The organism is Mesorhizobium sp. M1399 (assembly GCF_040317735.1).
In the GTDB taxonomy this organism is placed as follows: Bacteria; Pseudomonadota; Alphaproteobacteria; order Rhizobiales; family Rhizobiaceae; genus Mesorhizobium.
On record NZ_JAMYKZ010000002.1, the window covers coordinates 92320 to 110190 of the forward strand.

The 17871-nt window shown below is 63.8% G+C and carries 18 protein-coding genes; 13 read left to right on the forward strand and 5 right to left on the reverse strand.

Features of this window, described 5'->3' with window-relative positions:
- Positions 1 to 30 precede the first annotated feature (30 nt).
- Genes odhB through lpdA form a run of 4 tightly spaced genes read left to right on the forward strand, consistent with a single transcriptional unit; the run spans position 31 to position 4053 of the window.
- Entirely contained in the window at positions 31 to 1332 is a 1302-nt protein-coding gene (gene odhB, locus NKH05_RS02900; RefSeq protein WP_352548534.1) for a 2-oxoglutarate dehydrogenase complex dihydrolipoyllysine-residue succinyltransferase, read from the forward strand.
- A gap of 23 nt (positions 1333 to 1355) precedes the next feature.
- Positions 1356 to 1883 carry a hypothetical protein gene (locus tag NKH05_RS02905; protein ID WP_352481048.1) on the forward strand — a complete coding sequence of 176 codons (528 nt, stop codon included), beginning with the start codon at positions 1356 to 1358 and terminating at the stop codon, positions 1881 to 1883.
- Positions 1880 to 2629 carry an SDR family oxidoreductase gene (locus tag NKH05_RS02910; RefSeq protein ID WP_023722722.1) on the forward strand — a complete coding sequence of 250 codons (750 nt, stop codon included), beginning with the start codon at positions 1880 to 1882 and terminating at the stop codon, positions 2627 to 2629. The genes NKH05_RS02905 and NKH05_RS02910 overlap by 4 nt, the downstream gene beginning before the upstream one ends.
- 17 nt (positions 2630 to 2646) lie before the next feature.
- Positions 2647 to 4053, forward strand: a complete 1407-nt coding sequence (gene lpdA / locus NKH05_RS02915) for a dihydrolipoyl dehydrogenase (RefSeq protein WP_023722721.1) — start codon at positions 2647 to 2649, stop codon at positions 4051 to 4053.
- Positions 4054 to 5001: 948 nt separating this feature from the next.
- Here the strand turns inward: lpdA and NKH05_RS02920 are convergent.
- On the reverse strand, positions 5002 to 6069 hold the full coding sequence (locus tag NKH05_RS02920) for a TraB/GumN family protein (protein ID WP_023722719.1): 1068 nt from the start codon (positions 6067 to 6069) through the stop codon (positions 5002 to 5004).
- 84 nt (positions 6070 to 6153) lie between these two features.
- Positions 6154 to 7092: a tyrosine recombinase XerC gene (locus tag NKH05_RS02925; protein WP_036245843.1), complete on the reverse strand. Its 939-nt coding sequence runs from the start codon at positions 7090 to 7092 to the stop codon at positions 6154 to 6156.
- A gap of 115 nt (positions 7093 to 7207) precedes the next feature.
- Between NKH05_RS02925 and rimM the strand changes: the two genes are divergently transcribed.
- Both rimM and trmD read left to right on the forward strand, forming a co-directional pair.
- The gene (gene rimM / locus NKH05_RS02930; RefSeq protein WP_023722717.1) at positions 7208 to 7807 is read left to right on the forward strand and encodes a ribosome maturation factor RimM; all 600 of its coding nucleotides are present in this window, start codon (positions 7208 to 7210) and stop codon (positions 7805 to 7807) included.
- Entirely contained in the window at positions 7804 to 8502 is a 699-nt protein-coding gene (gene trmD, locus NKH05_RS02935; RefSeq protein WP_031195242.1) for a tRNA (guanosine(37)-N1)-methyltransferase TrmD, read from the forward strand. The genes rimM and trmD overlap by 4 nt, the downstream gene beginning before the upstream one ends.
- On the opposite strand, the gene NKH05_RS02940 is transcribed toward trmD, so the two are convergent.
- The gene (locus NKH05_RS02940; protein WP_353025011.1) at positions 8484 to 9236 is read right to left on the reverse strand and encodes a sulfite exporter TauE/SafE family protein; all 753 of its coding nucleotides are present in this window, start codon (positions 9234 to 9236) and stop codon (positions 8484 to 8486) included. The two genes, trmD and NKH05_RS02940, sit on opposite strands and share 19 nt — an antisense overlap.
- A 367-nt stretch (positions 9237 to 9603) precedes the next feature.
- On the opposite strand from NKH05_RS02940, the gene rplS reads away from it, so the two are divergent.
- The 5 genes from rplS to leuC all read left to right on the forward strand — a co-directional run bounded on the left by rplS (position 9604) and on the right by leuC (position 14438).
- Positions 9604 to 10143 (forward strand): 50S ribosomal protein L19, encoded by a 540-nt coding sequence (rplS, locus tag NKH05_RS02945; protein WP_023722714.1) that lies wholly within the window; start codon positions 9604 to 9606, stop codon positions 10141 to 10143.
- A gap of 258 nt (positions 10144 to 10401) precedes the next feature.
- Positions 10402 to 11199 carry a transporter substrate-binding domain-containing protein gene (locus NKH05_RS02950; protein ID WP_031195240.1) on the forward strand — a complete coding sequence of 266 codons (798 nt, stop codon included), beginning with the start codon at positions 10402 to 10404 and terminating at the stop codon, positions 11197 to 11199.
- 76 nt (positions 11200 to 11275) lie between these two features.
- Positions 11276 to 12091, forward strand: coding sequence for an amino acid ABC transporter permease (locus NKH05_RS02955; protein WP_023722712.1), 816 nt, complete (start codon positions 11276 to 11278; stop codon positions 12089 to 12091).
- A 51-nt stretch (positions 12092 to 12142) separates the two neighbouring features.
- Entirely contained in the window at positions 12143 to 12778 is a 636-nt protein-coding gene (locus NKH05_RS02960) for a class I SAM-dependent DNA methyltransferase (RefSeq protein WP_353004072.1), read from the forward strand.
- A gap of 250 nt (positions 12779 to 13028) precedes the next feature.
- Positions 13029 to 14438 (forward strand): 3-isopropylmalate dehydratase large subunit, encoded by a 1410-nt coding sequence (gene leuC / locus NKH05_RS02965; protein WP_352643742.1) that lies wholly within the window; start codon positions 13029 to 13031, stop codon positions 14436 to 14438.
- A gap of 58 nt (positions 14439 to 14496) precedes the next feature.
- On the opposite strand, the gene NKH05_RS02970 is transcribed toward leuC, so the two are convergent.
- Positions 14497 to 14808: a hypothetical protein gene (locus tag NKH05_RS02970; protein ID WP_023722708.1), complete on the reverse strand. Its 312-nt coding sequence runs from the start codon at positions 14806 to 14808 to the stop codon at positions 14497 to 14499.
- A gap of 161 nt (positions 14809 to 14969) precedes the next feature.
- Here NKH05_RS02970 and NKH05_RS02975 point away from each other — a divergent pair, with 161 nt between their 5' ends.
- Both NKH05_RS02975 and NKH05_RS02980 read left to right on the forward strand, forming a co-directional pair.
- Entirely contained in the window at positions 14970 to 16166 is a 1197-nt protein-coding gene (locus tag NKH05_RS02975; protein ID WP_352494059.1) for a GGDEF domain-containing protein, read from the forward strand.
- Positions 16167 to 16244: 78 nt separating this feature from the next.
- Positions 16245 to 17465, forward strand: a complete 1221-nt coding sequence (locus NKH05_RS02980; protein ID WP_353009381.1) for a GGDEF domain-containing protein — start codon at positions 16245 to 16247, stop codon at positions 17463 to 17465.
- Here NKH05_RS02980 and NKH05_RS02985 read toward each other — a convergent pair.
- Positions 17449 to 17808 (reverse strand): hypothetical protein, encoded by a 360-nt coding sequence (locus NKH05_RS02985; RefSeq protein WP_031195239.1) that lies wholly within the window; start codon positions 17806 to 17808, stop codon positions 17449 to 17451. The genes NKH05_RS02980 and NKH05_RS02985 overlap by 17 nt on opposite strands.
- Between the last annotated feature and the right edge of the window lie 63 nt (positions 17809 to 17871).

Below are 17871 nucleotides of genomic sequence, written 5' to 3' on the forward strand. Positions count from 1 at the left end.
AAATAGAACCGAAAGAAACGGACAGGCACAATGGCAACCGAAATCCGCGTCCCGACACTTGGTGAATCCGTCACCGAGGCGACCATCGGCAAATGGTTCAAGAAGGTCGGCGACGCGATCGCCGCCGATGAGCCGCTGGTCGAACTCGAAACCGACAAGGTGACGGTGGAAGTGCCGGCCGCCGCCGCGGGCACGCTCAGCGAGATCGCCGTCAAGGAAGGCGAGACGGTTGGCGTCGGGGCGCTGCTCGGCACGATTTCGGCAGGCGCCGGCGCAGCAGCCAATGCTGCCGCCGCTCCGGCAGCGAAGCCGGACGCGGTGTCGCAGGCCTCGGCTCCGACCGCGGCCTCGAGCGTCCAGCAGGCCGCGGCCGAGACGGCCAAGATCGCCGGCGACGCCGGCGCGATTGAGACACGCACAATGCCGCCGGCGCCGTCGGCGGCAAAGCTGCTGGCCGAGCACAATCTTGCGGTCGACCAGGTCTCGGGCTCGGGCAAGCGCGGCCAGGTGCTGAAAGGCGACGTGCTCGACCTGATCGCCAGGGGCGCGCCGTCGCAGCCGGCCGAAATGCCAAAGGCAGCACCTGTGCCGGCACCTGTCGCCGCGCGCGCGCCGTCCTCGGCCGACGATGCGTCGCGCGAGGAGCGCGTGCGCATGACCAAGCTGCGCCAGACCATCGCGCGCCGCCTCAAGGAAGCGCAATCGACCGCCGCGATGCTGACCACCTTCAACGAGGTCGACATGAGCGCGGTGATGGCGCTGAGGAGCAAATACAAGGACGTGTTCGAGAAGAAGCACGGCGTGAAGCTCGGCTTCATGGGTTTCTTCACCAAGGCCGTCACCCATGCGCTGAAGGAGATCCCGTCCGTCAACGCCGAGATCGACGGCACCGACATCATCTTCAAGAACTACGCCCATATCGGCGTCGCCGTTGGTACCGAAAAAGGCCTTGTCGTGCCGGTCGTGCGCAATGCCGACCAGATGTCCATCGCCGAAATCGAGAAGGACATCGGCAGGCTCGGGCTTGCGGCGCGCGACGGCAAGCTATCGGTTGCGGATATGCAAGGCGGCACGTTTACGATTTCCAACGGTGGCGTTTACGGGTCGCTGATGTCGACGCCGATCCTCAATGCGCCGCAGTCGGGCATTTTGGGCATGCACAAGATCCAGGAGCGGCCGGTGGTGGTCGGCGGCCAGATCGTCATCCGGCCGATGATGTATCTGGCGCTGTCCTACGATCACCGCATCGTCGACGGCAAGGAAGCGGTGACGTTCCTGGTGCGGGTCAAGGAAAGCCTGGAGGATCCCGAGCGGCTGGTGCTCGACCTCTAGGGGCGGCCCGAGTGAGCCGGAGAATGGATCTGCGCCACCGGATTGGTTCCTCTCGTTTCCGGTCCGGTTTGTTTGTCACGATCTCCGCACTCGGCGTGCAGACGGTCTCCGCTGCGCTTGCCGCCTGCCCGCTCGAACTGGCCGTCTACGGCGACACTGAAAACGCAGCCGAGATCGATTTCAGGCCAACCGGCGAATCGGCCGCCGTCACCAACAGTTTCAAGATGGTGCTCGACAAGGGCGTCGTTCTCGACGGAATCGTCATGTGGACGGAGGGCGTGGCGCGGCCGCATGGCTCACTGATGTACAAATGCCCGGCCGGCGACGTCACCGGCGACGAGCTCGCCGCCTGCACTGTGTGGGAGGGGGTCATCTATACGGCCGACGACCAGGGCAATATCGCGTTGCTGCCGGGCGAAGGAAAGGATGCGCCGAAGAAGCTGATCCTGCCCGATCTGGGGGCGTCGTTGCAGATGTCGGCGGCCTATGGCGCCAACGGCTTTTCCAAGGTGCCCTGGGACGTCTTTGCCCTGAAAGGATGTCAGGAATGAGCGGAAAAATCCTGCTGGTGACCGGCGGCAGCCGCGGCATTGGCGCCGCTACATGCAGGCTTGCCGCCGAGGCCGGCTACCGCGTTGCGGTCAATTACGCGTCGAATGCAAAAGCGGCCGAAACGGTGGTCGCCGACATCGAGGCCGGCGGCGGAGAAGCCTTTGCCCTCAAGGCCGATGTCGGCAGCGAGACGGATGTGCTGGCCATGTTCGAGGCGGTCGAAGACCGCTTCGGCGGGCTTGATGCGCTGGTCAACAATGCCGGTGTCGTCGACAGCCTGTCACGGGTCGACGAGATGTCGTTCGCGCGGCTCGAGCGCATGATGCGGATCAATGTGATTGGGCCGATGCTTTGCGCACGCGAAGCGGTGAAGCGCATGTCGACCAGAAATGGCGGCAAGGGCGGCGCCATCGTCAATTTGTCTTCGATCGCGGCAAGGCTTGGCGGGGCAGGTCAATATATCGACTACGCAGCCTCCAAGAACGCGATCAACGCCTTCACTGTCGGCCTGGCGCGGGAAGTGGCCGAGGAAGGCGTCCGTGTCAACGCGGTCAGCCCGGGCATCATCGACACGGAAATTCATGCCTCCGGCGGGCAGCCGGATCGCGCCGAGAAAATGGGCCGGGTGGTGCCGATGCAGCGCGCAGGCACTGCCGAGGAAGTCGCGGCCGCAATTCTCTGGCTGCTGTCGGACGAGGCCTCCTATACGACAGGCGCCAATCTGGAAGTCGGCGGCGGCCGCTAAAGCAAAGGGACAGTATCATGGCCTATGACGTCGTTATCATCGGATCGGGACCGGGCGGCTATGTCTGCGCCATCAAGGCGGCACAGCTCGGCCTGAAGACGGCGGTGGTCGAAAAGAACCCGACCTTCGGCGGTACCTGCCTCAACATCGGCTGCATCCCGTCAAAGGCGCTGCTGCATGCGTCCGAGATGTTTGCCGAGGCCGGCCATTCCTTCGACGCGCTCGGCGTCGAGATCGGCGCGCCCAAGCTCAATCTCGGCAAGATGATGGCACACAAGGATGCGACGGTGACGGCCAACGTCAATGGCGTCGCCTTCCTGTTCAAGAAGAACAAGATCGACAGTTTTCGTGGCACCGGCAAAGTAGTTGCGGCTGGCAAGGTGTCGGTGACCTCCGATGACGGCAAGGTCGAGGAGATTGAGACCAAGAACATCGTCATCGCCACCGGCTCCGACGTCGCCGGCATTCCCGGTGTCAAGGTCGATTTCGACGAGAAGGTGATCGTGTCGTCGACCGGCGCGCTGTCGCTGGACAAGGTGCCGGGCCATCTGGTGGTGGTCGGCGGCGGCGTCATCGGGCTGGAACTCGGCTCGGTATGGGCGCGGCTCGGCGCCAAGGTCACCGTGGTCGAGTTCCTCGACACCATCCTGGGCGGCATGGATGGCGAGGTCTCCAAGCAGTTCCAGCGCCTGCTGTCGAAGCAGGGCTTTGAGTTCAGGCTGGGCGCCAAGGTGACCGGCGTCGCCAAGGCCAAGAAGGGAGCGACGGTCACCTTCGAGCCAGTCAAAGGCGGGGCGGCCGAGACGATCGAGGCCGACGCCGTGCTGATCGCGACGGGACGACGGGCCTATTCGGACGCTCTCGGGCTTAAGGAGGCAGGCGTCGACGTCGACGAGCGCGGCTGGGTCAAGACCGACGGCCATCTCAGGACCAAAGTCCCCGGTATCTACGCCATCGGCGATGTCATCGCCGGCCCGATGCTCGCCCACAAGGCCGAGGACGAGGGCGTGGCGGTGGCCGAAACCATTGCCGGCCAGGCCGGGCATGTGAACTATGACGTGATTCCGAGCGTCGTCTACACCACGCCGGAAATCGCTTCGGTCGGCAAGACCGAAGAAGAATTGAAGAAGGCCGGCGTCGACTACAAGGCGGGAAAATTCCCGTTCAGCGCCAATGGCCGGGCGCGCGCCATGCTGCACACCGACGGCTTTGTGAAAATCCTGGCCGACAAGGCCAGCGACCGCGTGCTCGGCGTCCACATCGTCGGCTTCGGCGCCGGCGAGATGATCCACGAGGCGGCGGTGCTGATGGAATTTGGCGGCTCGTCGGAAGACCTAGCCCGCACCTGTCACGCCCATCCGACAATGTCGGAGGCGGTCAAGGAGGCGGCACTGGCGACGTTCTTCAAGCCCATCCATATCTGAGCAAACGCGGTGAATCGCAAAGCTTAGAGATTGGCTGAAACAGCCGCGATTCGTCATCCCAGGGCGGAGCAGGAGCGGAGCGATGTCGCGGAGACCCTGGGATCCATGCCGTTACCTAAGCGGCAGTGTTCCGGCGAACCAGAATCGAGTGCCTCTTCCATCGGCTCGTAACCGGTGATTCTGCACTACTGCATTCTTCGGCGGATGTCACGGCATGGATCCCAGGGTCTGCGCTCCGCTTTGCGTTCGCTCCGCCCTGGGATGACGAAGCCATCGACGGCTGTTCCCAAAAACAAAACGGCCCGCCTTTCAGCGGGCCGTTCATATATTAAGTCGGCAGTCTGATTACTGAGGGGCCGGTGCTGGTGCCGGGGCCGGGGCCGGGGCTGGCGCAGGGGCCGGAGCGGGTGCAGGTTCTGCCGGAGCGGGAGCCGGAGCGGGTGTTGCCGGAGCTGGCGCAGGAGCCGGTTCGGCTGGCTTCATCGGCTCGGCAGGTGCTGGAGCCGGAGCCGGTGTGCTGGCTGCGGGCGGTTCGGCAGGCGCAGGTGCCTCGCTACGTCTTCCAAAAACATAATAGGCGACAATTGCCAGGATAACGACGACCAGGGCAATCAGCCAGCCGCTGCCGCCGCCGCGTGGCCGTGCGGTACCCGGTGAGGTGAATGGGTCGTTCGGATTGGGTGTGTTCGCCATAAAAGTGTCCTCCGTGGATGAAAAACATCAAGTAATAGCCATCAACGTACAATCGTTGAATCGGTTTCACATTAGGCGTTGAAAACGCCGAAAACAGGGCAATTCTGATCCGGAATCGCTTGCAGGCATGCATTTCCACCGCAAAAATGGGTTCGATCGAGCCAAACCGAACCTTTTTCAGTTTCTTGGCACGAAGCGCGGGTGGTCCGCCGTCGCGCCACGGCAATGATTCGGTGTGCAACTCCGCCGTGTTGTTCAGTTGACGGCGGTCACCGTGTAGCCGGTCTTGCGGAAACCCTCGACCAAGCCTTGCGCTCCGGGAAGGTGCATGGCGCCTACCGCCATGAAGACATTGCCGTGGGCGAGGATCGGCGCTGCCCGATCGACCATCACCTTGTTGCGGCTGGTGATCATGGTCTGCTCGAATTCGGCGTAACCCGATTGGTCGTCGACCTGTTCGGGAATGACGGTCCGAAACAGCGGTACGTACATGCCAGTGTCGCCACGCCGGTAAAGCACGATCATGGTTTCGTTGACGTCGTTCACCTTGTCGCCAAGCTTCAGCGTATCGACCAGCCCCTTCAGGTGAAAGGCGATCGGCAGCGAAGCCATGGCGCGCAACTGGTCGGCGATTGTCTCCAGCCCCTCGACTGATTTGCCCGAAGCCTCGGCGTCCTTGGCAAGCTTGACGTCGAGCACCGGTGCGCCGCCAGCTTGGCGGGCGACTTCGCATGCAGGCAGCGCCACCATCGCCGACAGCAACCAGGGCTTCATCTTGGCGACGGTCGCTGGCGGGATGCCACGCGCATCGAGCGCCTTGTTGACCACCGCCGCATCCTGCGGCGACAGCAGCGACGAAAGCGTCGTCTTGTCGGTGAACATCATCAGATCCGGCTCTTTCAGCAGTGCGGCCATCATCTTCTGCTTGTCGAGCACTTCGGTGGTCTCGATGATGACGGTGCCAGCCGCATCGAATGCCTTCTGCGCGGCGGGCGGCAGCGTGGTGACGCGCGGGTCGGTAACGTGCATGGTGCCGAACAGGAAAGACGGTTTTTCGCCTGATTTTTCGAGCTTCCACAGCAGGCCCTTGCCGTTCGGCGTCACTGCCGCGTCCGCCTCGATCTTGCGGTAGGTGGCCGGGTCGTCCTTTTGCAGCGCGCCCAGCATATCGGTACCGGCGCAGACCGGGATCTCGGCGCGTGCCTTGCCTGCGGCGAGCAGCGCGATGATGAGGAAGGAGAGGAAAAACAGGGCGTTGAGCGCGACAAGCAGCTTCAGCGACACATGGGTCGCGCGGTCGGCGATGGCGATGAGGCGTTTCATGCTGCGGTTCTAGGCGCAAAAAGCGGCAAAACGGTTAATCGGCGCATCAAAATTGTTGCGAGATGGCCACCAATCAAGCATCCATCACGCACGCGGATGAGCTGCTTCGTAAATCTCGAGCAGCCTGGCGGTGTCGACACCGGTGTATATCTGGGTTGTCGACAGGCTGGCGTGGCCGAGCAACTCCTGGATGGTGCGCAGGTCGCCGCCGCGCCCAAGCAGATGCGTTGCAAAGGAATGGCGCAGCGCATGCGGCGTCGCCGTGTCGGGCAGGTTGAGCGCCGAGCGCAGCTTGGCCATGTCGCGCTGAACGATTGCCGGGTTCAGCGGGCCGCCGCGGGCACCGCGAAACAGCACGCCCTTGGGATCGAGATGATAGGGACACAAGCGGCGGTATTCGGCAATCGCCCGCAGCGCCACCGGCAGCACCGGCACCAACCGCGTCTTGCCGCCCTTGCCGGTGACGCGCAGCACGGTCTCACCAGGCGAGGACAGATCGGCGCCCGACAGGCCGAGCGCCTCGGAAATGCGCAAGCCGGACCCATAGAGCAGGGTCAGCACGGCGGCGTTGCGCGCGGCGATCCACGGCTCCTCCGCCAGTTGGCCTTCCACCGAGACGACGTGTTTTGCATCGCTTGCGGTCAGCGGCTTGGGCAGCGATTTCGGCTGCCGCGGCGCGCGCAAGGCTGCCGCACCTGCCGCATTGGCGAGGCCGCGCCGTTCCAGGAAACGCAGCAGCGAGCGGATGCCGGCTAGGCCGCGCCCGAGCGTGCGGGCGCCGGCGCCCTCGGTACGGCGGGCAGCGAGAAAGCCGCGCAGATCGGCGGGGCGCAGATCGGCGATGTCGGAAATGCCGGGCGAGCCGCCGCAATGGCCGGTCAGGAAATGCAGGAACTGGCGCGTGTCGCGCTCATAGGCCTCGACGGTTTCGGGCGACAGCCGTCGTTCGCGCGCCAGCATCTTCAGCCAGGCCTCGCGCGCCGCCTGTAGATCGGGTTTTGCCGGTATGAGGAATTCCTGCATTGCGCTCTTCCAGTTCTCCGCCATCTTCCGGCACGCGGGTTAGGAAGCGGTGAAGAGCGGCATCATTGAAATGACGACGGGCTGGGGTTAGAGCAAGGCAAAGGATTTTCCGCAGATGAGCAAGCCGCAAAACCCCGTCCAGATGGCCGTGATCGGTGCCGCGCATGGCATCAAGGGCGAATTGCGCGTCAAGAGCTTTACCGGCGACCCGCTGGCGCTGGCCGATTACGGTCCGCTCTACGCCAGGGATGGCCGCGCCTTCCAGATCGTCGATATCAGGCCTGCCAACACGGTGGTGGTGGTGCGTTTCAAAGGCGTCAGCGATCGCAATGCCGCGGAGGCGCTTGCCGGCACCGAATTGTTCGTCGACCGTTCGGTGTTGCCGGATGAGGGCGAAGAGGATGAATTCTACCATGCCGACCTCGTCGGGCTGGAGGTCAAGGATGACACTGGTGCGGTCATCGGAAAGGTCGTCGCCGTGCATAATTTCGGCGGCGGCGACATTCTCGACGTGACGCTGGCGGGGCGCAAAGGCGTGCTCATCCCGTTCACGCAGGCCGCCGTTCCGGAAGTGTCGATCGCCGGCGGCTTTGTCCGCATCGATCCGGCCGCCGCAGGGTTGGTCGAGGACGAGGACGGCGAGCCTGCCGGCCGCGACAGCTTCGACCCCAAAGGCAGGCCGCGCGGGCCGCGGGACGCCGGAGGCAACCGGTGAGTTTTTCCGCTTCGGTGCTGACGCTCTATCCCGAGATGTTTCCCGGCGCGCTCGGCCTGTCGCTGGCCGGACGCGCGCTGGAGACCGGCATTTGGTCGCTCAAGGCGATCCAGATCCGCGACTTTGCCAGCGATCGTCACCGTACTGTCGATGACACACCGGCCGGCGGTGGCGCCGGGATGGTGATGCGGGCGGACGTGCTGGCCAGCGCCATCGACCATGCCTCGCCGCCGGGCGATCTGCGTCCAAAACTGCTAATGAGCCCGCGCGGCAAGCCGCTGACGCAGCGCCGTGTGCGCGAGCTCGCCGGCGGGCCGGGTGCGGTGATTGTCTGCGGCCGCTTCGAAGGCGTCGACCAGCGGGTCATCGAATCGCGAGGCCTCGAGGAAGTCTCGATCGGCGACTTCATCCTGTCCGGCGGCGAGCCGGCGGCACTTGTGCTGTTAGACGCCGTGGTGCGGCTGCTGCCCGGTGTCATGGGCAATGCGGTGTCGGGCGACGAAGAGAGCTTTGAGAACGGCCTGCTCGAACATCCGCACTACACGCGGCCGCAGGAGTTCGAGGGCCGGCCGATCCCCGAAGTGCTGATTTCGGGCAATCACAAGAAGATCGCCGCCTGGCGGCGGGCCGAGGCGGAAAAGCTGACGAAAGAGCGAAGGCCTGATCTTTTGGCCGCTCAGCCCTTGTCGAAATAGTAAAACGCCAGGAACAGGCCGACCGCGATGACGAAGCCGCGCACCGCGTTCTGTGGCACGCGCCTGGCGATCCAGACGCCGGCATAGCCGCCCAGCGCGCCGCCTGGGATCATGATGATCGCCTGCAGCCAGGCGATGACGCCGCCGGAGACAAAGACCAGGATGGCGACCGCAGCTATGACAACGGCCAGCATGTTCTTCAGTGCGTTCAGCCGGTGATAGTCGCCGGACTGGGTGAGGCCGAGCGTCGCCAGCATCATGACGCCCATGCCCGCGCCGAAGAAGCCGCCATAGACGGCAGTGGCGAACTGCGCCAGCGATCCGACCAGCGAACCCACCGCGGCCTCATGCTCCGGCTTGGGCGCCGGCTTCAGCCATGGCCCGGCAGCGAACAACGCCGTCGCCGCCAGCAGCAGCCACGGCACCAAGGCGCGGAACGACGGGTTGTCGAGCCCTAGAAGGATGAGCGCGCCAGACAGCGCACCGAAAGCCGAAATGAGGCTGAGCAGCAGTGCGCCGCGCCAGAAATGCTTGATGTCGTGCCAATAGGCGAGCGTCGAGGTGATGTAGCCAGGAAATTGCGTCACCGACGATGTCGCATTGGCGACGATCGGCGGCAGGCCGGCCAGGGTCATGGCGCCAAAGGTTATGAACGTGCCGCCGCCGGCAACTGCGTTGACCGCGCCTGATAGAAAGCCGGTGAGAAAGAGCAGGACCGCGTCCAAGATTGGCATGAGGGGTGTCGTCGCTGGAGGAAAATGCTTATCTTCCGGCTTAGAAAGCTTGACGCGCGGGCGCAACCCCCTGGACCACAAGCGATCATGGGATTGCCACAGCGGGCGCCAGTCAAAAGAAGCAGCGCCAAAAAAGAAACAGCGAAGGCGTGACAAAGCGCCGAAATAGCTGTATGTGCGCGCCGAACCGGAAGAAAATCTGCCAAGAGCGATCTTCTGGCCCGTCAACAATGACGGTGTAGTCGCCCCTGCCCGATGTTCTCGAACAGACGTTCTCGAACGAAGGGCATAGCCGAGCGGTCGATGCGACTGCAAGGCGAGTGTCGGACGCTCTGACTGTCGGAAGAACAAGAAGTGGATTTATGAGATGGATATCCTCCGTCAGCTCGAGGCCGAGCAGGCCGCCAAGATCGAAGCCAAGCGCAAGCTTCCCGAATTCCAGCCCGGCGACACCGTGCGCGTCCAGGTCCGCGTGACCGAAGGCACCCGCACCCGTGTCCAGGCCTATGAGGGCGTCGTCATCGCCCGCGCCGGCGCCGGTTTCCAGGAGAGCTTCACCGTTCGCAAGATCTCCTACGGCGAAGGCGTGGAGCGTGTGTTCCCGGTCTATTCGCCGATGGTCGAGGGCGTCGAGATCGTGCGCCGCGGCAAGGTGCGTCGCGCCAAGCTGTATTACCTGCGCGATCGTCGCGGCAAATCGGCCCGTATTTCGGAAAACACCGGCGTGCGCGCCCGCAAGCTGAACGACGAAGAGCGCGATGCGCTGAACGCCGAGAAGGCGCGCATCGAGGCCGAGAAGGTGGCCGCCGCCCAGGCGCTGGCCGCCGAGAAGGCAGCGCAGGACGCCGCCGAGAAGAAGGCCGCCGACGAGGCAGCCAAGGCCGCGGAAACAGCTGCCGCCGAATAAGGCGTCTTCAAAACCCATGTTTTCGGAAAGGCGGCTTCGGCCGCCTTTTTGTTTCGCGAGGTGGATTCGATTTTGCCAGTCCCGCAATCGATACGGATCGTTCCGTAATGCCGTCGTTGAAAGCATCGGAAATCCATTTTCGTGCCGAGCGGCGCATCGGAGCGGCTTGCAAGGCGCCTGCGGAAAGCTAAAGTCGGCGCCGGATTTTCCTGCATGCCTCGGCCGATCGAGGCGGTTCAGTTCCTGGGGAGCATAGTCATGATCAATTCGAAACTGCTGCTGGCCGGCCTGCTGGCTTGCCTTCTTGTGCCTGTCGCGGCTATGGCGCAGGTGTTGCCCGACCTCGGCGGCAAGAAAGTGGTGGTGGTGACGGAAAACGCCTATCCGCCGCTGCAGTTCATCGATGCCAAGACCGGCAAGCAGATCGGCTGGGAATATGACGCGATGAACGAGATCGCCAAGCGGCTGAATTTCAAGGTCGAGTACCAGAATACTTCCTGGGACGCGATGATCCAGGCGGTTTCCGACAACCAGTACAACATTGGCATGACCGGCATCACCATCAAGGACGACCGCAAGCAGAAGGTCGATTTCTCCGACCCGTATATGCGCTCGGAACAGTTCATGCTGGTGCGCGGCGACGAGAAGCGCTTCAGCGATGCCAAGACGTTCGCTGCCTTCAAGGACGGGCTGATCGGCGCGCAGGCCGGTACCACGCCGTTCTACACCGCGGTCTACAGCGTCCTCGACGGCAATGAACAGAATCCGCGCATCAAGCTGTTCGAGACATTCGGCGCGACGGTGCAGGCGCTGAAGTCCGGCGACGTCGACGTCGTGCTCACCGACGGCACTGCCGGCAAGGGCTATGTCGATGCGTCCAATGGCGGCCTTAAGCTGATCGGCGGCCCACTCGGCACCGAGGATTTCGGCTTCATTTTCCCCAAGGGCTCCGACCTGGTGAAGCCGGTCAACGCGGCAATCGCCGCGCTCAAGGCCGACGGCACGCTCGACGCGCTCAACAAGAAGTGGTTCCTCGACTACAAGATGGGGCAGTAGGACTTTTGTCGCGGGTGCCGGGTGATGCGCGGGAACTCGTGCTGACTCTGGGCGACTCTGTCACCGGTATTGCTTGATGCCGCCGGCGCCCCCAGCCTCCGCCAAATCCGACTTCCCGTGGTGGCTTGCCGTGGCCGTGACGATCGCCTTGGCCGCCGCCATCTTCATCGCCGCCAGCGACCTCTATGCCCAGGTGTTCGCGACCGTCGCCAAGGGCATCGGCGTCACCATCTTCGTCACCGTGGTCGCCTTCACGCTGGCTTGCGCCATCGGGCTTGGCGTGGCGCTGATGGGGCTGTCGGGCTCACGCTGGCTCAGCCAGATCGCCCGCTTCTACGTCGAGATCATCCGCGGCGTGCCGATCCTGGTGCTGTTGTTCTGGATCGCCTTTGCTGGCGCGCCGGCCTTCGTCGCGGCATGGAACGCGCTGACGGCGCCGCTGCAAAGCGCCGGCCTGTTCGGTGAGCTGCTGGTACGCGACGTGTCGCTGCTATGGCGCGCCATCATGGCGCTGACCATCGGCTATTCCGCTTTCATCTCGGAGGTCTTCCGCGCCGGCATCCAGGCGGTCGAGAAGGGTCAGATCGAGGCGGCGAAGGCGCTCGGGCTGACGCGCACGCAGCGCTTCCGGCTGATCGTCTTTCCGCAGGCGATCCGCACCATCCTGCCGCCGCTCGGCAATGATTTCGTCGCCATGGTCAAGGATTCCTCGCTGGTCTCGGTGCTCGGCGTCGCCGACATCACCCAGATGGGCAAGATCTACGCCGCCGGTTCGTTCCGCTTCTTCGAAACCTATTCGATCGTCGCCTATATCTATCTCATCCTGACCGTCGGTCTGTCGCTGGCGTTGCGGGCGCTGGAGAAGCGGCTGCGGCACCAGCATGGGGAATAGAAGGCAGGCGAAAACGGCGCTACCATCGAACGAATGCGACCGGGGAGAACCATGATCATCGACAAAGCCAATGCGGCGCTAGAAGCAGTCTACACGGCCGACACGCCTGAGGCGCTCGCCAAGGCCTATGCGCAATGGGCTGCGACCTATGACGGCGAAACCGCGGCGCTCGGCTATCTCCTGCCGTTCCTGATCGCCGCCTGGGTGACGCGCCACGTGCCGTCAGGCGAAGGGCCGCTGCTGGACGCCGGCTGCGGCACCGGCCTGTCGGGGCCGTCGCTCAAGGCACTCGGCTACCACGACATTGCCGGGCTCGACCTGTCGCAGGACATGCTGAAAATCGCCGGCAGCCGGCAGGCCTACAGCGAGCTGAAACAGGCGATGCTCGGCGGGCCATTGCCTTGGCCGGACGGGTATTTCCGCGCCTTTTTCTCGACCGGCGTGTTCACCATCAGCCACGCGCCGGCGTCGGGCCTGCATGAACTGGTACGCATCACCAGGACGGGCGGCCACGCCATCTTCACCGTCCGTGACCAGGTATTTGAAAGCGGCGGGTTTCAAGCCGTGTTTGACGAACTGGAGCAGGCGAAAAAATGGCGGCCGGTCGAGGAGAGCCCATGGTTCCGCTGCTATGCGATCGCCGAGCCCGACGCGCTGGTGAAGACGTTTGTGTTCGAGGTGCTGTGAAGCGCCTGCGAAGGCCGCCACGATTGCTGAAAAGCCAAAACATTGATAAGAGCAGCGCCATGGAAGAGCTTTTTGGCGATCCGGCCTATAAGGGTTTCGTGCTGCAGGACAGAAAACGCCTGCCGTCGCGATTTTCGGCGCGCGTCTGCGGGGCGCTGACCAGCCGACTTAGCTAAGGCAGACTCGCCGGGCTGTTTCGCCGGGCCGACCGGCGTCCTTTTCCTTTTTTTAAATCGACGGATTTACGCAAATGAGCGCACCGCCCACCCTCTACGACAAGATTTTCGACGACCATGTGGTCGACCGCCAGGACGACGGCACCTGCCTGCTCTACATCGACCGCCACCTCGTCCACGAAGTCACCAGCCCGCAGGCTTTCGAAGGCCTGCGCATGACCGGCCGCAAGGTTCGGCATCCGGAAAAGACGCTGGCCGTGGTCGATCACAATGTGTCGACCTCGCCGGAACGCAAGTTTGGAATCAAGAACGAGGAAAGCCGCATCCAGGTCGAGGCGCTGGCCAAAAACGCCAAGGATTTCGGTATCGAATACTATTCCGAGAAGGACATCCGCCAGGGCATCGTCCACATCATCGGGCCGGAGCAAGGCTTTACGCTGCCCGGCATGACCATCGTCTGCGGCGACAGCCACACCTCGACGCATGGCGCGTTCGGCGCGCTGGCGCATGGCATCGGCACCTCGGAAGTCGAGCATGTGCTGGCGACGCAGACGCTGATCCAGCGCAAGGCAAAGAACATGCTGGTGCGTGTCGACGGCGCGCTGCCGGAAGGCGTCACCGCCAAGGACATCATCCTTGCCATCATCGGCGAAATCGGCACGGCCGGCGGCACCGGCTATGTCATCGAATATGCCGGCGAAGCGATCCGTGCGCTGTCGATGGAAGGCCGCATGACGATCTGCAACATGTCGATCGAAGCCGGCGCCCGCGCCGGCCTGATCGCGCCCGACGAGACCACCTTCGCCTATGTCAAGGACAAGCCGCGCGCCCCCAAGGGCGAAGCCTGGGATGCCGCGCTCGCCTATTGGAAGACGCTGCAGTCCGACGAAGGCGCGCATTTCGACAAGGTGGTCGTGCTCGACGCGGCAAAGCTGCCGCCGATCGTCTCCTGGGGCTCCTCGCCCGAGGACGTCGTTTCGGTCCAGGGCATCGTGCCGAACCCGGACGACATCACTGATGAGAACAAGCGCACCTCCAAGCAACGCGCGCTCGACTATATGGGCCTGACGCCGGGCACCAAGATCACCGATATCGAGCTCGATCGCGTCTTCATCGGCTCCTGCACCAATGGCCGCATCGAGGATCTGCGCGCCGCCGCCAAGGTGATCGAGGGCAAAAAGGTCAATCCGCGGGTCAGTGCGATGATCGTGCCGGGCTCCGGCCTGGTCAAGGAACAGGCCGAGGCCGAAGGTCTCGACAAGATCTTTGTCGCCGCCGGTTTCGACTGGCGCGAGCCGGGCTGCTCGATGTGCCTTGCCATGAACGACGACCGGCTGAAGCCGCATGAGCGCTGCGCCTCGACCTCGAACCGCAATTTCGAGGGCCGCCAAGGCTTCAAGGGCCGCACCCATCTGGTGTCGCCGGCAATGGCGGCAGCAGCAGCGATCGCCGGCCATTTCGTCGATATCCGCGAGTGGAAATAGCGCAGGGCACGCAGTCGGATATGAGTTGCCCGAGCCGCAGTGCGGTTCGGGCATTTCTTCAGCTGGGGCGCCTGACGAATTCGTGGAATCCCTCACGGCGGCCGGGTTGGTCCTTTGCGACGACCAGCGCCAGTTGGCGCTCGTCGAAGAGCTTGAACCATTCGTCCCATTCGACCAGTTCATAGCCGCCGGCATTGATCGGGCGTTCGGCCTCGTCCTGATCCTGGTAGGCGTGCTGGCCGAAGACCAGCCTCAGCATGGCCTGGGTTCCGGCTTCAGGCGACACGTCGACGATCGCCGGAAAGCCGGCGCGCGCCGCGGCCCATGAGCGAATTGCATCGTGATCGGTCAGCATGATCGTGTCGGCCATCAGAGCGTCTCCTGGTTGCCGTCGTGAAACGCCGCCCGCCGTTCCCGGTTCCGTCCAGCAGCTTCACCGATGAATCCGTCGTATATTCGCCTTCGCTTAACCGCTTGTTTGGGCTTCCGCTCTAATGTCTCCTCAGGGGAAGCGAGGGGAACTTACAGCGCTTGGACACCGGCCTGCTCATAGCGCTGCTCAATCCAGGCATCGCCCTCACACTCGGCGCGGCATTTCTCGTGCTGTGGTTCTATCAGCGCCACCGTCCCTATCTGATCGTGCTGGCGGCGGGCTACTCGGCCTCGGCCGCAGGCTTCCTGCTCCAGTATTTCACGCTGCCGGTCGGTATGGCGCCGACCAAGCTCATGTCCATCCTATGCTTCACCTTCGCGACCTGCTGTCTCGCCGGCGCGGTCATCGCGCGCTACGGGCGGCGCGTGCCGTATCCAGCGATCGGCATTCTGGCGGCCGGCGGCCTTGCCGCGGTCTCATGGTTTCTCTTTGCCCGGCCGGATATCACCTGGCGGATCCTTGCCATCAATTTCAGCTTCGGCGGCATCAGCCTGGTTGTCGCCGCCGAGCTGCGCGTGGTGCGCAACAACGGCCCGACGGAAATGATCCTGTTCGTGCTGTCGCTGCTTTCCGGCCTGAACTTCCTGGTGCGGACCCTTGCCGTCGTCATCGCGCATGGTCCATTTGCCAGCTATGAAGGGCTTTACTCCTCGTCCTATTGGACGACGGCACTGCTGTCGCATGCGCTGCTGTCGCTGCTTATCGCGCTTTGCCTGTTCGGCGCCGCCGCGCTCGATGTGATGAAGGCCCTGAAGACCGAAACCCTGACGGACCCGCTGTCGGGCCTGCTCAACCGCCGTGGCTTCGAGGAGCGCGCCATGCTTGTCCTGCAGCACTGTGCCACGGCGCGATTGCCGGTTGCGCTGGTGTTGGCCGATCTCGATCATTTCAAGGCGCTCAATGATCAGCATGGCCACGCGGCCGGGGATCGCGTCATCGCCGACTTCGCCGCCAAGCTTCTATCGGCTGCAGGCACGCGCGGCGTTGCCGGCCGCATCGGCGGCGAGGAGTTCGCCGTGCTCTTGCCGCTCAGTGACCTTGGCGCGGCAAGACTGTTTGCCGAAGCCATTCGCACGCTCTATTCGGCGGGCAGAATCGATGGGCTTCCGCCCGACACAAGAGTGACCGCGAGCTTCGGCGTGGCCGCCCGTACGGGCGACGAAGGGCTGGACCCGCTGATGCGCCGTGCCGACGAAGCGCTCTACAAAGCCAAGAGAAATGGCCGCGACAGCGTGTGCCTGTCCTATCAGCGGCCTGAAACGGTGTTCTTTCCCGATCGGACCAGTGCCGGCTGAGCGTCAGCGGCGGCCTCGAATTAACGTCTTTTTCGCGCCTCGGTGGTTTGCTGTTCGGCGGGGAGTGCCAAAAACGCAATGGGCAGCGCCAATTTCATCCTGGTGATCAACCTGTTCGTTGCCGGGCTGCTGGCGGCGGCCTTCATGACGATCGCCGTCTATGACGCAGGACGGGTGTCGGCGCGCTGGCTTGCGTTCGGCTATGTACTGGGCATGGCCTATTTCGCCATCGAATTCAGCATCCCTGCCTTCGACAATGCACGACCGCTGGTTGTTGCAGCCTTTGCCGCTTTCCTTGGCGCTACCGTCGCCTTCAATGGCGGGCTTGCCCATAAATACGGCGTTTCGCGCCCTTGGCCGCCGATGCTCTTCTTCCTGGTCTTCGCCACCGTGGCGGTCTACGTCGTACAGGACCTGCAACGTCAATCCTTTGTGCGCATGGCGGCCTACCAGTTTCCCTATGCGGCCATGCAATTCACCGGGCTGACGATCGTCTTGTCGTCCAGGCAAAGACGCGAGCGGCTCGACTATATGCTGATGGCTGTCCTGGCAGCCAGCACCTTGCAGTTCGCCAGCAAACCCTTCATCGCCCATACGCTTGGCGGCTGGGGCGCCAACCCGCAATCTTATGCGCAGACCAGCTACGCGTTGGTGTCGCAGTCTATCGGCACCGTGTTCGGCCTGGCGCTTGCGCTGGTGACGTTGGCTATCCTGGTCCGCGACGTGCTCGCCGAGGCGACGTCGAAATCGGAAACCGATACGCTTTCACGGCTGCTCAACCGTGGCGGCTTCGAGCGCCATGCCGAGATCGCACTGCGCGACGCCATGCGGCGGGCTGTCTCGGCGGCACTGGTCATTGCCGATCTCGACCATTTCAAGCGCATCAACGATACGTACGGCCACGCGTCCGGCGATCGGGTCATCGAGACCTTTGCCGGTTTTCTCCGCGATGCCGCGGCCGACCATCATGTCGCCGGCCGGATCGGCGGCGAGGAATTCGCTATTTTCCTGCCGGGGACCAATCTAGCCGCCGCCCGGCTCTTTGCCGAGGGCACGCGTACCGCCTTCGGTGCCACGCCCATCGACTGCCTGCCGGCGGATCATCGCTGCAGCGCCAGCTTCGGCATTGCCGAGCTTGGTCCGGGCGAAAGCTTTTCCGACCTGCTGCGGCGCGCCGACAAAGCGCTCTATCAGGCGAAGGGCAGCGGCCGCGATTGCGTGCGTGTCTCGGCCGGGCCGGCTGCTGCCCAGCCGGCGCCGGCGACAAACGGCAGCGCGGCCGTCAGCGGCACGGGCTGAGCTCCGGCATCTCGCCGTCGGAGAGGCCGTACATATAGCTGCGGCCCTTCACGAAAACCGGCGGCCTGTAGCAGTCGCCGTTTCGGACCTCATCCGAGTCGTTTTCATAGATCACCTCGGGCTGGCCGGCGCTGGTGTAGTCGGACAATTCCTTGGCCAGCTTGCCCTCGCCGACGAGGATGCGCTTGTAGCCGGCGGCGCTTTCGATGACTAGGTTGCCGAAGGAATCGGCATAGACGCGGTCGTGGTGGCGCGTTCCGGCGAATGCCGGTGCGGCGATGCCGACGGCGAGCGCCGCCAATAGGAACCCACGAAGGCACGATCTTGCTGAATTCGAATGCATGGCGAGCTGCTCCATTGCTGAGAGGCAAGCCTCCTCGAATCAGAAATTAACCTTTTATTAACC

Excerpts from the sequence above, each read along its gene's own strand:
- NKH05_RS02905 (WP_352481048.1), top strand. The coding sequence starts at position 1,356 with ATGGATCTGCGCCACCGGATTGGTTCCTCTCGTTTCCGGTCCGGTTTG.
- NKH05_RS02970 (WP_023722708.1), bottom strand. The coding sequence starts at position 14,808 with ATGGCCGACACGATCATGCTGACCGATCACGATGCAATTCGCTCATGG.
- odhB (WP_352548534.1), top strand. The coding sequence starts at position 31 with ATGGCAACCGAAATCCGCGTCCCGACACTTGGTGAATCCGTCACCGAG.
- leuC (WP_352643742.1), top strand. The coding sequence starts at position 13,029 with ATGAGCGCACCGCCCACCCTCTACGACAAGATTTTCGACGACCATGTG.
- NKH05_RS02920 (WP_023722719.1), bottom strand. The coding sequence starts at position 6,069 with ATGAAACGCCTCATCGCCATCGCCGACCGCGCGACCCATGTGTCGCTG.
- rplS (WP_023722714.1), top strand. The coding sequence starts at position 9,604 with ATGGATATCCTCCGTCAGCTCGAGGCCGAGCAGGCCGCCAAGATCGAA.
- NKH05_RS02960 (WP_353004072.1), top strand. The coding sequence starts at position 12,143 with ATGATCATCGACAAAGCCAATGCGGCGCTAGAAGCAGTCTACACGGCC.
- NKH05_RS02985 (WP_031195239.1), bottom strand. The coding sequence starts at position 17,808 with ATGCATTCGAATTCAGCAAGATCGTGCCTTCGTGGGTTCCTATTGGCG.
- lpdA (WP_023722721.1), top strand. The coding sequence starts at position 2,647 with ATGGCCTATGACGTCGTTATCATCGGATCGGGACCGGGCGGCTATGTC.
- NKH05_RS02950 (WP_031195240.1), top strand. The coding sequence starts at position 10,402 with ATGATCAATTCGAAACTGCTGCTGGCCGGCCTGCTGGCTTGCCTTCTT.
- NKH05_RS02980 (WP_353009381.1), top strand. The coding sequence starts at position 16,245 with ATGGGCAGCGCCAATTTCATCCTGGTGATCAACCTGTTCGTTGCCGGG.
- NKH05_RS02940 (WP_353025011.1), bottom strand. The coding sequence starts at position 9,236 with ATGCCAATCTTGGACGCGGTCCTGCTCTTTCTCACCGGCTTTCTATCA.
- rimM (WP_023722717.1), top strand. The coding sequence starts at position 7,208 with ATGAGCAAGCCGCAAAACCCCGTCCAGATGGCCGTGATCGGTGCCGCG.
- NKH05_RS02910 (WP_023722722.1), top strand. The coding sequence starts at position 1,880 with ATGAGCGGAAAAATCCTGCTGGTGACCGGCGGCAGCCGCGGCATTGGC.
- NKH05_RS02925 (WP_036245843.1), bottom strand. The coding sequence starts at position 7,092 with ATGCAGGAATTCCTCATACCGGCAAAACCCGATCTACAGGCGGCGCGC.
- NKH05_RS02955 (WP_023722712.1), top strand. The coding sequence starts at position 11,276 with ATGCCGCCGGCGCCCCCAGCCTCCGCCAAATCCGACTTCCCGTGGTGG.